Origin of the sequence: Actinoalloteichus fjordicus (assembly GCF_001941625.1) — a bacterium.
In the GTDB taxonomy this organism is placed as follows: domain Bacteria; phylum Actinomycetota; class Actinomycetes; order Mycobacteriales; family Pseudonocardiaceae; genus Actinoalloteichus_A; species Actinoalloteichus_A fjordicus.
This window is the reverse complement of the sequence record NZ_CP016076.1, coordinates 1,298,126-1,311,751: the sequence shown is the minus strand read 5'-3', so window position 1 is coordinate 1,311,751 and position 13,626 is coordinate 1,298,126. Positions and strand designations below refer to the sequence as shown.

The window sequence follows — 13,626 nt, the reverse complement described above, 5'->3', positions numbered from 1 at the left end:
ATGACGATGCAGCCACAGCAGCCAAGGGGATACGACAGGGTGACCAGAACCAGGACAAGAAAGAATGCACTTCTCGGCACTGGACTTGCGGCAGCATTACTTGTCGTCAGCGTGCCAATCACCGGCAAACAGGCAGTCGCGCAGGACGAGCCCGTACTTCGCTGTTCATCGAGCGTGCCCGTATTCGACATCAACCAAGCCGGGCAGCTTCGACTCAACGGCCATCGCGACGCGATCGCAGGCGCGGAGGACTGGGACGCCGCTCGACACATCGGCAACGAGTGGCTGGGAAACACACTGGCCGGTCCGGACGGCCGCATGTTCGAGATCGAGGGCGACGGCCTGCTCCGCGTCTACCAGTGGTTGGGCAACGGCTGGGAGCGCTATGGGGAAGACCAGGCCTACTCGCGAGACGTCCAGACCGATCTCGGCGGCTACATCGGCGAAGAATGGCGGGACAGGATCACCGTCGACTCGCAGGGCGCCTTCTATTTCATCCGAAGCGACAATACACTGCATCGGATGACGCTGGACGAGAATCTCAATCGCAGCCTGGAGATCATCGACACCGGCTGGCTCGAGTTCGATCTGATCGCCGCCGCAGGCGACGGAGTGATCTACGCTCGAACCGAAGTCGGAAATCTTTACCGATACCATTATGACGCGGACTCACAACGCTGGTTGCAACGACGCCAATACATGGGACCCGGCTGGGAACGGTATCAGCGGGTGGTCTCCCCAGGCGGAGACGTCCTTTATGGAACGGATGTCAACACAGGAAATCTTCGGTGGCGCCGATACCTCCCGCACTCAGGGGGCGCCATCGACCATCGCACCGTCCACACCGGAATCGCGTGGACGAGCAATCTCGACACCGCCATCACCAGTAACGCCTGTGAATGGTCGGTGACGCCCAGCGTCAACCGACCTGTGGTGACCCCGATCGAACAACCACGCAGCACCCTCTTCGAAAGCTCGGACGGTCACCTCCAGTTCTCTTTCGTGGATCGCGAGCGGCGACTGCATCATGGCGACATGCCGGACCCGACGAGCGGCACTGCACGGTGGACGTCGTTCCTCGGGAATACGTCCTTCAACGGTGTCCCGGCCATCGGGCAGAAGGGAGCCAACAGCAGGCTCTTCATCCTGGGACAGCAGCTCGACAGCAGCTTCCGCAGCGTTTCGGAGATCGGCAGGGGCGCGGGCTGGACCGAGCCTGCACCCGAGGGAGGTCTCACTCCAGCTGCCGCGACGATCGCGCACGACTCGGACGGCAACCCCGTTGCCTTCGCCGTCGACGACACCGGCAGGCTGTGGAGTTCGACCCTGACCGGCCTGACCTATCTCAGCGGCTGGCGAGAGATTCCGGTAACGCCCGCACTCGCTGCGGAGCCCCCGACGATCACCCAGCTCGGCGCGGATCTGCACTTCGTCGTGCGCACCGACACCGGTGAACTCGTCGAGAATCGCAGGCGGGGCGACACGTGGCAGAACGCGACCTGGACCGCGCTGGGCAAGACCACCAGCAGCCCGCCTGCGGCGGTCGCCAGGACCGACGGCAGCGTCACCGTCTTCGCCGTCGAGGACGACGGCCAGTTGTCCATGCGGGAGGCAGGAGGCGACTGGAGGGTTCTGTCCGGTATTCACGTCACCGGGCCGCCCGCCGCGACCATCAGTCCCTGGGGAACGTTGGAGCTCCTGGCTCGCGGCACCGACGGTTACATCCACGCCACCGGACAGGTGGCGCCCGGCAGCACCGATTTCCGCCCCTGGTGGGAGACGTCCCCAGTGGAGTCCGCGACAGATCCGAGTCTGATCTCCATGTCGGGCGGGCTGCTCGTCGGTTCCTTCCGCGACCGGACGGGCACCTTCTATACCTTGGCCGCCGCAGCGATGGCACGGACCGCGACCGACGACGACCGCGTGCCGAACTACGTCAGCACGCCCGTTCACCGGCCCTGAACACGGCGGTCTCAGCCGACGAAGAACCACCCGACGGTTGCGCTGACGGCGGCTGCGTCGGCAGGGAGTGATCGGGGAGAACAGCGCGGCCGCTGATCTCTCGGCAACGGCAGCCGACCTGCGCCGCCGAGGGCACCCCTTCCCTGGTCGGGAGGGGTGCCCTTCAGTCGTTCATCGAACAGCGTGGTCGGCGCCGACGGGGTGAGCGGCACCCTCCCGGGCAGGCTGACGGCGTGAGTGACCACGACGTCAGGTCGGACATCCACTCCGCCGTCAAGGCGACGCCCGGCACGCCCACCGTTCGGCCGTACCGAAACGAGAACTCGGCGCGGCGACGTCCCCGGCTGCCCCGCTCGGCTGGTGCGACGATGTCGCCAGAACGCGACCGGCCACGCCACCCGCAGGACAAGCTCCGGGCGCAGGACTCGCCGAAACTCCGCCTCGCCGCAGCCCGCCCGCTCAACCCTGGTGGTCCGACACCCATCGCTCGACGTCGGCGGAGCGGATCGGCAGCTCCGCCGACAGGATGTCGGGCGCGTCGGCGGTGACCAGCAGGTCGTCCTCCACCCGCACGCCGATGCCGCGCAGCTCCGGCGGCACTGCGGTGTCGTCGGGGTGGAAGTACAAGCCGGGTTCGACCGTCAGCACCATCCGTTCCGCCAGCGTGCCGTCGTGGTAGGCCGAGGGCCGGGCGTTCGGGGAGTCGTGAACGTCGATCCCCAGGTAGTGGCCGATCCCGCAGACGATGAAGCGGCGATGCTGCTGTCCGGCCGGGTCCAGGGCCTCGTCGACGGACACCGACAGCAGTCCCCAGTCGTGCAGGCCCTCGGCGAGCACCCGCAGCGCCGTGTCGTGGAAGGCCAGGTAGTCCCGCCCGGGTCGGACCTCCTCGATCGCCGCGAGGTGCGAGGCCACGACCAGGTCGTACACCTGTCGCTGCGCAGCAGTGAAGCGGCCCGCCGCCGGGAAGGTCCTGGTGACGTCGGCGGTGTAGCAGGACCGCACCTCCACGCCCGCGTCCAGCAGCACCAGGTGATCCGGCCGGACCTCCCCGTCGCAGCGGACCCAGTGCAGCACCGGGGCGTGCGGGCCTGCAGCGACGATGGTGGCGTAGCCGGGTCCGTTGCCCGCGCTGCGGGCGCTGCGATCGAAGGTGCCCTGCAGCCAGCGTTCGCCGCCGCCTTCGATCGCCCTGGGCAGCTCCGCCGCCACGTCGCCGAACGCGGCGATGGTGGCGTCCACGGCCCCGCGAAGCTGTTCGATCTCCCAGTCGTCCTTGATCCGACGCAGCTCCGAACAGGCCCGGCGCAGCTCGCCGCCGCCGCGCCCGTCGGCGAGGGCGTCGAGCAGTGGATCGACGCCCGTGGCGACCAGCGTGGGCGGGCTCATGCCGCGCAGGGCGCTCGCCAGCCGGTCCAGCGGCAGGCAGGTCAGGCCCAGCGCCTCGCTCCACTCGGCCAGACCCGGCTGCGGGCCGTTCCACAGCGCACCGTGGTGCGGGTCAGCGAAGAAGTCCGCCGCCTCGGGCCCGGCAGGCTCGTTCAGGTACAGCACCGCGTCGTGTCCGCCCGCGGTCGGTGTGATCACCAGCACCGCGCCCTCGGCGTCGCAGCCGGTCAGCCAGACGAAGTCACTATCCGGGCGGAACTCGTGGTAGGTGTCGTTGGCCCGCAACGGCGCCCGGCCCGCCGCCAGCGCCAGCCGCCTGCTGGGCAGCTCCTCGGCCAGTCGGCGCCGATGCTCGGCCGAGGCCGCCGCCGTCCCGGCAGGGAGGTCGGGCCGGGTGGGCTGGGCGGACCAGCCCTTCTTGATGTCGCCGAGGAACCCCGCTGCCTCGCTGAGTCGCACCCGCTTGCGCGCCATGATCCACCTTTCTGCCATGCGATACCGGGATTCTGCGGGTCCGCAGCCGCCCGCGAGCCCGTCCCGGCGATGTCGCCGCACCCGAGTCTGACCGACGCGGCGCCGACAAGCGTCTCGCGTGGGGAATCGAGCACCGACGCGACGGGCCTGTCTCCGGCGACGAGGAGCGGCGGAGCCATGAGACGCCCGGCCGGCGTCCGTCGATGACGAGTCCCAAGACTCCCGGAGTCATGGTGCGCGTGGTTGCGGACCGAGCTTCCGGACTCGGCCGGCGCGAGCATCGCGGCCCCGACCGGCAGCCCGTCCTCGACTCATCCCGGAATCCCTTCGGCCGCACCTGCGACCGCCGCCGACCCGGGTACCACGGCCGGATGGGCAGCACGGCGGGCAGGCTGCGTACGCCACCGTCCTCGACGGCCTGCCGCGAGCCCGGGTCCGAGGGCGGTGGACGGCGACCTCGTGGTGGCGGTGTTCACGGAAGGGCTGTTCGTCTCACGAACGGATGCGGACGATCAGGCGGCAGTCCGCGCGGGCCCACGGAGGAGCTCACCCTCGTGGTGCTTGCCCCGGTACGGCAGGCGCAACGCGGTGGACAGCTCGTTCACGGGACTGCCGCTGCATCGGTGACGCGGCAGAGGGTCGACGGGCTGGGCCTGCGCCGCGCTCGAATCGTGATCCACGAACTCCGTCGCCCGCACGGTGGGGATGGACACTTCCGGCGGCAGGCGGGCGTTGTTCGGCCTGCGGCCATCTGCGGGTCACTCGGGCGAGGCAGTGTGCGGGACGCTCGCTCGACCCTGGGAGACGGACGTGAACGACCCGCACAGCACCGCAGGCCTCGACTCTGCTCGCACAAACCCCGACGCGAACTCCCCCGCAGCCCAGGACGCAGGCGGCAGGCAGTCAGCCGCGACCGGTGCACCTGACCGGCAGCCCGGCCTCGGCAGGCGGGCCCTCCTCCAGGCTGCGGTGGCCGTCCCCGTCGCGGGTGCGGCCGTGGGACTTCCCACCGCCTGGCAGCCCGCAGCCGCACATGCCGAGGACGGCCCTGACCGAGACGTGACCACGAGCCGAGCAGGCGGTTCCGAGAATCCACGCTTCCGCATCGCCGTCATGCCCGACACCCAGTACCTCTTCGACGAAGACAGCTCGGATCCGACTCCGATGCGCGAGGCCTTCCGGCATCTGGTGAAGCGCAGGCGCGAGGACGACATCGTCTTCGTCGCTCATCTCGGCGACGTCACCGAGCACGGCAGCGAGCACGAGATCGACCTGGCCGACCGGGCGTTCCGCGAGCTCGACCGTAAGCTGCCCTACAGCGTGCTGGCGGGAAACCACGACGTGGACGGCAGCACCGACGACCAGCGCGGCGATTCGCCGTATCTCGACGCGTTCGGCCCGCATCGCCTCCGCCGGACGTCGACCTTCCTCGGTGCCTCCCCCGGCGGCTACAACCATGCCCACGTGCTGCGGGCCGGTGACCGGGAGTGGCTGATCCTCGCGCTGGACTGGCGAGTCTCCGATGCGGGGCTGGCCTGGGCACGCACCCTGCTGGACGAGCACCCCACGCTGCCCACGATCCTCACCACCCACGACCTCGCCTCGGCGGGCGAGGACGGCGTCGCGCGCCTGTCCGATCACGGCACGCGGCTGTGGGAGGGACTGATCCGGGACCACGACCAGGTGTTCCTCACCCTCAACGGGCATTACTGGCCGTCGGGGCGCACCGTGCTGCGCAATGACGCGGGCAACGACGTGCACGTGCACATCGCCAACTACCAGGACGTCTACTACGGCGGAGCCGGCCTGCTGCGGCTCTACACGTTCGACCTGGTCCGCAACACGATCGACGTCGAGACGTTCTCGCCGTGGCTGCTCGGGATCGACGCGGACGAGCGGACCCCGCTGGAGGCCGAGACGGTCGAGCGGACCGGCGAGGTCGACCGGTTCAGTCTGTCGATCGACTTCGAGGCGCGGTTCGCGGGCTTCGCCCCGGTTCCGCCGCCCGCGTCGCGTCCGGCGGAGGCGGTGATGCCGAGAGGCACCGTCGCGTACTGGCGGTTCGACGAGCCTGGACTGGCAGGCGCGGGCGCGGCGGCCGACGGGGAGCCGGTCGACCGTGACACGGTGGCGCGCGACCTCACCGGCAACGGAAACGACCTGGTGGCGACGCGACTGCACGACGGCCCCGCCGAGGTCCTGACCTTCTCCGGCGAGCACCACCCGAACCAGCCCGCCCACGCGAGTCTGCGCTTCGACGGCGGGAAGAACCCGGATCGCGGGGCGGTGCTGCGGGCCGTGGCGGACGCGCCGATCAACGGCATGACCTTCGAATCCGGCTACACCATCGAACTCTTCGCCAGGCTGCCCGATCCGTTCGAGGGCGATCACTCGTTCATGGGTCTGCTGAGCTGGGAGGGTCGCGCCGGGGACGCAGGCAAGACCAGTGGCTGGTCACAGGACGAGCCAACGTGCAGCCTGAATCTGTCCGGTGAGCGGTTCCTCCAGTACGTCGTCTACCCGACCGATCGGGACGCCGACCCGACCTCGTGGAGCCATGCCCTGCCGGTGGGCCGGTGGATGCACATCGCCGTCGTCAACGACGGACGACAGACCGTGGTGTACGTGGACGGGTCGCGGATCGCCCGCAACCCCACCCAGCGGTCGAAGGGCATCGCCACGCTGGGCAGACCGTTCGCCATCGGCGGCACCCAGTTCGCCGAGCAGTACAGCCACGGCTTCTACGGCTGGATCGGCGACGTCCGCATCTCCTCCCGCGCCCTGCGCAGCAAGGAGTTCCTCACCGCAGAGGGTCGGTGACGCCGATCGGCGCTGCGTCGCCCGCACGGTTCGGGGGCCGCTGCGGGCGACGCCGCCGTCGGCGCCCGCTGCGGGCGGCGGTATCGCCCCACGGGCATCGGGATCGGCCGTCACTGACGGTACGGCAGGCATCCCCCGTTCTCGGGACGACGTCGGCCCCGCCGATGTCTACGCTGACGGACATGACGCAGGCGGAGTCCCAGGGCGTTGCGGACACCCGGTCCAATCGCGAACGCATGGCTGCGGGTGATCCGTACGTCTTCGACGACGAGCTGGCGGAATTGAGCGATCGGGCGATCAGCCTGGTCGCTCGCTTCAGCGAGGTCTGCCCGCACGATCCGGGCGCCGGGCAGGAGATCCTCGTCGAGCTGCTCGGCGCGATCGGCGAGGGCACCGGCATCCGGGCGCCGCTGTACTGCGACTACGGCTTCAACCTGCGTATCGGGGCGCGCAGCTTCGCGAACTTCGGGCTCGTCGCCCTGGACGTCGCCACGATCACCATCGGCGACGACGTGCAGCTCGGCCCGAACGTGCAGCTCCTCACGCCGACGCACCCCGTCGCCCCGGAGCCGCGACGGCAGAAGATCGAGGCCGCCAAGCCGATCACCATCGGCGACAACGTGTGGCTCGGCGGCGGCGTCATCGTGCTGGCGGGTGTGACCATCGGGGAGAACACCGTCGTCGGCGCGGGTGCGGTCGTCACCAAGGACCTGCCCCCGAACGTGGTCGCGGTCGGCAACCCGGCGAAGGTGATCCGCTCAGTGTGAGAGGACTCTGCGGCGGCTTCCCCGCCCGTCGCCGACGCCGCGATGCCTTCGCCTGCACGTACGGGGCTGCTCGGCGGTGCAGCGCCCGTCAACGCCACGGCCCCCGGAGCGAGGACCGGCCGTCGCAGCAGCCTGAGTGATCGGTCTCGAGACCACGGCGCGGCGGTCATGACGGCTCCGGCCGACACGGGCCGAGACATCGCATTCGAATCACGGTGGGGGTTTCTCCCGCGAACCAGCCCCGCGAGAACCCGGTCCGGGGCAGAATCCCTCGCAACGCGGCGCCACGGCAGTAGGCGCCCGCACCACCGCGACATCGGCTGTGCCCGGCCACGGGTCATCACCCGTCGGCACGCACCCGCCCCGGTTGAGCACTGTCGCGATTCACTTCCCTTCTCCTAGGAGGCCGAGATGCGTGGCTCTGTACGCGCGTTCCTCGCCGTGCTGTTACTGGCGTTGTTCCCCGTCTTCGTCGTCGCGCTCGGCGTCGGCGGCGTCGTCGCGGGCATCGTCGTCGGCGGACGCGGCGGGATCTACCTGGCTATCGTGAGCCTCGGGCTCATGGTGGCGCTGGGCTTCGCCCTGGTCCAGGCACTACGCACGCGACTCACACCGCCGGACGGACCGAGGATGACCCGTCAGGAGCAGCCCGCGCTCTGGCAGGTGGTCGACGAACTCGCCGCGCGCGCCCAGACCCGCCCGCCGGACGAGATCATCCTGGTTCCGGAGATCAACGCTGCCGTGCAGGAGGACGCGCGCGGTCTCGGTCTGCGTGCCGGCAGGCGGTACATGATGATCGGGCTGCCGCTGCTGGCCGGGCTGAACGTCTCCGAGCTGCGGTCGGTGCTCGCCCACGAACTCGGCCATTACGGCGGCGGCCACACCAGGATGCTCGCGATCAGCTACCGGGGCGCCGAGACGCTGAGCAGGACGGTGTCTCGTCTCGACTCCGGACCGGCCCGGTGGGTGCTCAACGGGTACGCGTGGCTGTACCGGGTGATCTCGCAGTCGGCTCGACGCACTCAGGAACTCCAGGCGGACGCCTACTCGGTGGCGGCGGCGGGGCAGCGAACGGCGATCGACGCCCTGCGCAAGATCGCGACGATGAGCCTGTTCTGGAACGCCTTCGGCGAGCGATTCCTCCACCTGCCCGTCCTCTCGAAGCGCACTCCCGACATCCTGCTCGGCTTCCGCACCTTCCTGGATCATCCCGAGCAGCAGCGGATCATGGCCGAGGTCGAGCCGCAGGTTCTGGACACCGAGCCGAGTTCCGTGTTCGACAGTCACCCGACGATCCGCCGCCGGATCGCCGCGATCCAGGCGCTGCCGGACAATCCGGCGCCGCCCGACGCGCGTCCGGCATGGGCGATCGTGCTGAACCCGGCGCAGGTGCTGCCCGCCGCCGAGGGAGCGCTGTACATCAACGGGGAGATCGGCCCGCGCGCGAGCTGGGCGGACATCGTCCGGGTCGGTGCGGCCGAGTCGGCGTTCAAGGGCGCCGAGACGCTCGCGCGGGCGGCCCACGAATCCGGCGCAGCGCCCAGCGGCACCCTCGGCGAGATTCTGCAGGCGGTGGGACGCGGCGAGACGCCTCGCCTGCTCGGGCCGCTGCTGCGGGACGGCGTCGATCCTCATGAGGCCGCCGATGCCATGCGCAGCGCGATGACGGAGCTGCTCGGTGACGTCGTCGTGGCGGCGCTGGTCAGTCAGGGCCGGGCCCGACACGAGTTGAACTGGGGCGGTCCGTGGCGGGTCATCGGCCCGGCGGGCGAGCTGTCGCCGGACGATCTCATCGGTCCGGCCGTCGCCAACCCCGCACTGGTCGGGCAGCTCGTCGCGAAGCTGAACCAGCTGGGCGTTCCGCTGGACTTCGTGCGCAGGCCCGCACCGCCGGACCCCGCCCGACAGGCGCAGGCAGGCGTGCCTCGGTTGACGGCCGTGGCACCCGCGATCATGGCGTTCAAGAAGATGTGGGACGGCTTCGTGACCGACGCCGGCCTGCTGCTGATCCCGTTGAAGGCAGGCGGGTTGGCCAGTCAGAGTCTCGCCGGAGCCATGGGACAGGCGGGGCAGGCGGGGCGCAAGCGACTCAACGATCTGCTGGCGAACGGCCCGGAGGCGTTGTTCGCCAGGCCGGACGCGCGGTGGCTCCGGACGCAGGACATCCTCGGGGGCGAACGGAAGTCGCTCATGACCGGCGGCGGCAAGTTCGTAATACAGCTCACCGACGGCACCTCCGTCACCGTGCGCACCGACGTCGACGAGGTGTACGAGGTGCTCACGGAGTTCGTAGAGTCGCTTCCGCAGCACACCCAGGAGCCTGCCGGGCGCTGAGAACGAATCCCGGCTCGCCGCCTGCGCGTGACTCGAAGCGGGCTCGGACGCTGGCCAGGGTCCGCTCGGATGAGCGGGTCGGCTGCCGCAGGCGGCGAGCTCGGTCCGGGGCCCTCAGCCGGTGAGGTCGAGTGCGGCGAGGGACTCGGCCGACAGCGCGACCTCGTCGCCCTCCCGGGCCACCGCGCTGGAGCCTTCGACCTCGTAGTAGCCCTGGGTGGTGTCGACCAGGACGTGGCGTCCGTCCTCGAAAGCCGTCAGCAGGAGGACGTACTCCTCCCCTTCGACGAGGTCGGCGGACATCGGGGTGCCGCCGTCCGGGCAGAGGAAACAGTCATCGGGCGGCGCGACGGAACCCGAGGTCGCTCGGCGACGTCTCTTTCGTAGCCCGAGACTCGAGACCCCAGGAGGTCGCGCGGCCCATGACCGGCGTCGACGTCGTCTCCGCACGCCGATGAGGCTGCCGATCAGGGTGCACCGGGCCCGGTCGGGACCGGAGGAGATCCGCGTCATCCGGCCCGCGTCGCCGCCGACCCGCACCGTGCTCGTCGATCACGACCGACATCTGCACGTCTACCTCGATCAGGCGGGCGCCCGACTGCTCGGCGGGCTGTGGCTGCTCGCCGCGCGCTCGGCCCGCTCGCTGATCCACCTGCCGCTCCGGGGTGGTCCCCGGCCTGCGGCGCACGGCGAGCCGGGCAGACGGCTCGATCTGGTGCTGCTGCATCACTCGCGACAGTTCCGGCCGTCCCGTTGGCGGCGGGTGCGGGCGAAGCTCGACACCGGCCTGCCGCAGACCGCGAGCCTGCCGGAGGCAGCGCGGCTCGGCGAGGTCGCGGTCGATCATGCGGCGCGGCACCATCGGGAGAACCGGGACCGGTTCCGCCAACGGATTCATGCCGAGACGTTGTTCCTCATCGGAAGCGCACCGGTGTTCCGGGAGACCGCCGGACGCTTTCTCGATGTCGCCGAACACGGGCCGCGCCACGCCTCGACGCATCCAGGGCGGCCAGGCCTGCGCACCGCGTTCCACTCGACGGACGGCACGCTGGCCGACGGCCGCGAGATCCACGTCGAGTACTGCGCGGAGTGGGAGCCGTCCGGCTCGACCGGGTGAGGACACCGAAGTCAGCCAGGCCGGGTGTCGGCCTCGCCGGTACGCCAGGAGCGGCGGAGCCGACGAGGTGCGCCACGAACAACGTGAAGCCTCGATCCACCCGACGTCGATCCCCGCGCGCGGCGAGGTGCTCGAGCTGGCAGCCTTGGATCTGCGCCGCGATCTGCTTCCGCCAGGCCTCGACACGCTGATGCCCTGCCCTCGGCGCGGCTACCGTCCGGCCGCCGCCTCCGTCAACCGGACCCGCCGCAGGAGCTGGGCGTTCAACGCCACCACGATCGTCGACAGGCTCATCGCCACCGCACCGAGGGCGGGTGGCAGCACGAAGCCGACGCCCGCGAGGACGCCCGCGGCCAGCGGCACCGTGATCAGGTTGTACGCGGTGGCCCAGGCGAGGTTCTGCCACATCTTGCGGTAGCTCGCCATGGACAGTCTGCGCACGGCGAGCACCGCACGCGGATCGTCGGAGGCGAGCACCACCCCGGCCGACTCGACGGCCACGTCCGTGCCCGCCCCGATGGCGATGCCGACATCGGCCCTGGCCAGTGCGGGCGCGTCGTTGACACCGTCGCCGACCATCGCCACCCGATGCCCGCGTTGCTGCAACTCCACGACGGCGCCGTCCTTGTCGGCGGGCAGCACCTCGGCGAACACCTCGTCGACGCCCAGTTCGCCCGCGACCGCCTCCGCGACGCCGCGTGTGTCCCCGGTGATCATCACGACCCGGACGCCCTCGGCATGCAGGGCCGCGACGGCCTCCCGTGACTCGGGTCGGATCTCGTCGGCCAGCGCCACCGCACCGATCACCACACCGTCTCGGAGCACGTGCAGGACGCCTGCGCCGCGCCCGGTCCACTCGTCGGTCGCCGCAGTCAGGTCGGGGGGCGGCTCGATGTCGTGTTCCCGCAGCAGGGCCGGGCCGCCGACGGCGATGGTCGCGCCGTCCACCACGGCCTGCACACCTCGGCCGGTGAGCGAGCGGAAGTCCTGCGCGGCGGGCACCTCGCCCGACTCACGAGCCGCCGCGACGACGGCCCTGGCCAGGGGATGCTCGGAGTCCAGCTCCGCCGACGCAGCCAGGGCGAGCAGCTCCGCCCGCGAGACGCCCGCGACCGGGACGACCTCCGTGACGGCGGGACTCCCCTTGGTCAGGGTGCCCGTCTTGTCGAACAGCACCGCGTCCACGGTCCGCATCCGCTCCAGCGCCAGTCGGTCCTTGACCAGGATGCCCGCCTTGGCCGACATCGCCGTGGAGATCGCGATCACCAGCGGAATGGCCAGGCCGAGGGCATGCGGGCAGGCGATGACCAGGACCGTGACGGTGCGCTCCACGGCCGTGGTCGCCTCGCCGATCAGCGACCACACCACGAAGGTGAGGATGCCCGCGCCGAGCGCGAACCAGAACAACGCCGCCGCGGCGCGATCGGCCAGCGCCTGCGCGCGGGACCGCGAGGACTGCGCCTGTTCGACCAGCCGCGCGATGCCCGCCAACGCCGTGTCCTCGCCGACGGCGGAGACCCGGACGCGCAGGGCGGAGTCCGTCGCCACCGTGCCCGCGACCACCCGCTCCCCGGCCGCCCGACGCACGGTCGCGGACTCGCCGGTGATCATCGACTCGTCGACGTCGGCGGCGCCGTCGATCACCACGCCGTCGGCGGGTACCCGGCCGCCGGAGCGCACCAGCACCAGATCTCCGACGGCCAGGTCGGTCAGCGCGACGGGGTGCATCGTGCCGTCTGCCTCGATGCGCTCCGCGCTGTCGGGGAGGAGTTCCGCGAGGGCTCCCAGCGCCCCGGTGGCCTGGCCCAGCGCCCGCATCTCCAGCCAGTGTCCGAGCAGCATGATCACCACCAGCAGGACCAGCTCCCACCAGAAGTCCAGGTCGAGACCGCCGATGCCCAGGGTGGTCAGCCCGCTGGCCACGAAGGCGACGGAGATCGCCAGGGCGACGAGCGTCATCATCCCCGGCTGCCGAGCCCGCAGCTCGGTGACGGCGCCGGTCAGGAACGGGCTGCCTCCATAGACGAAGACGAGCGTGCCGAGCACCGGCGGCATCCAGGTCGCGCCCGGCGCGACCTCATAACCCAGCAGCTCGGCCACCAGGTGGCTGGCGAAGACCACCGGCACCGAGAGGACCAGACTCAGCCAGAACCGGTCGCGGAAGGCGGCGGCGTGGTCGCCGTGGCCGGAGCCGCCGTGATCGGAGCCGTGCTGACCCGAGCCGTGGTGGCCGTCAGCGGCGCGATGGTCCGTGGCGACGCCGCGCATCCCGCCGTCGTCAGGTTCCGCATCGCCTACTCGTCGGCTCGCCGCGCCGCCCCGGTGCTCGCTCACGTCGTCGCGCGCTGCCGGACGTCGATCGCTCTGGTGACGCTCGCTCATCACTGCCTCCCTCGCCCCAGACCAACATACCCCCTAGGGGTATGTTGGGCTTACGCCTGACGCGGATCTCTCACTCTGGCGGCACCGCCCGGCCGCCTGGCGCAGACACGGCAGCCAGGCGACCGGGGACGAATCACACCCGTCATCACGGTCAGCCTGACGGCCTGGGGCGATTCGCGCAGCCCGAGATCGTCTTCGTCGCGCCGCCGGACGACGATCCGGGCACCGACTCTGCGTCCCGGTCCGCCGCGTCGGCGCGGCACGGCGCAGGCCCGAGCAGCGACACCGGGCCGGAGTGCTCAGCGGCGCGAACACAGGAGCACGGTCACGTCAGATCGGCAGTCTCGTGCGGGCAGGTCGGACGCCGCTCACGCAGGCCGA

8 protein-coding genes are annotated in these 13,626 nt (G+C 70.8%); 5 read left to right on the top strand and 3 right to left on the bottom strand.

Annotation, left to right across the window (positions count from 1 at the left end; all coding sequences use genetic code 11):
* Positions 1–174 precede the first annotated feature (174 nt).
* Positions 175–1,962, top strand: coding sequence for a tachylectin-related carbohydrate-binding protein (locus UA74_RS06010; RefSeq protein ID WP_075739401.1), 1,788 nt, complete (start codon positions 175–177; stop codon positions 1,960–1,962).
* A 459-nt stretch (positions 1,963–2,421) separates the two neighbouring features.
* Here the strand turns inward: UA74_RS06010 and UA74_RS06000 are convergent, their stop codons facing one another.
* The gene (locus UA74_RS06000; RefSeq protein ID WP_075739399.1) at positions 2,422–3,843 is read right to left on the bottom strand and encodes an aminopeptidase P family protein; all 1,422 of its coding nucleotides are present in this window, start codon (positions 3,841–3,843) and stop codon (positions 2,422–2,424) included.
* Between the two features lie 792 nt (positions 3,844–4,635).
* Between UA74_RS06000 and UA74_RS05990 the strand changes: the two genes are divergently transcribed.
* From UA74_RS05990 to UA74_RS05980, 3 genes are all read left to right on the top strand, one after another.
* Positions 4,636–6,645 (top strand): LamG-like jellyroll fold domain-containing protein, encoded by a 2,010-nt coding sequence (locus UA74_RS05990; RefSeq protein ID WP_232237649.1) that lies wholly within the window; start codon positions 4,636–4,638, stop codon positions 6,643–6,645.
* Positions 6,646–6,827: 182 nt separating this feature from the next.
* Positions 6,828–7,412 (top strand): sugar O-acetyltransferase, encoded by a 585-nt coding sequence (locus UA74_RS05985; protein WP_075739397.1) that lies wholly within the window; start codon positions 6,828–6,830, stop codon positions 7,410–7,412.
* A 411-nt stretch (positions 7,413–7,823) separates the two neighbouring features.
* A complete protein-coding gene (locus UA74_RS05980; RefSeq protein ID WP_075739396.1) occupies positions 7,824–9,746 on the top strand; it encodes a M48 family metallopeptidase in 1,923 nt (640 codons plus the stop codon).
* Positions 9,747–9,860: 114 nt separating this feature from the next.
* Here the strand turns inward: UA74_RS05980 and UA74_RS05975 are convergent, their stop codons facing one another.
* Positions 9,861–10,049 (bottom strand): hypothetical protein, encoded by a 189-nt coding sequence (locus UA74_RS05975; protein WP_075739395.1) that lies wholly within the window; start codon positions 10,047–10,049, stop codon positions 9,861–9,863.
* A 151-nt stretch (positions 10,050–10,200) separates the two neighbouring features.
* Between UA74_RS05975 and UA74_RS05970 the strand changes: the two genes are divergently transcribed.
* On the top strand, positions 10,201–10,863 hold the full coding sequence (locus tag UA74_RS05970) for a hypothetical protein (protein ID WP_075739394.1): 663 nt from the start codon (positions 10,201–10,203) through the stop codon (positions 10,861–10,863).
* Between the two features lie 210 nt (positions 10,864–11,073).
* Here the strand turns inward: UA74_RS05970 and UA74_RS05965 are convergent, their stop codons facing one another.
* The gene (locus tag UA74_RS05965) at positions 11,074–13,245 is read right to left on the bottom strand and encodes a heavy metal translocating P-type ATPase (RefSeq protein ID WP_232237648.1); all 2,172 of its coding nucleotides are present in this window, start codon (positions 13,243–13,245) and stop codon (positions 11,074–11,076) included.
* Positions 13,246–13,626: the final 381 nt, after the last annotated feature.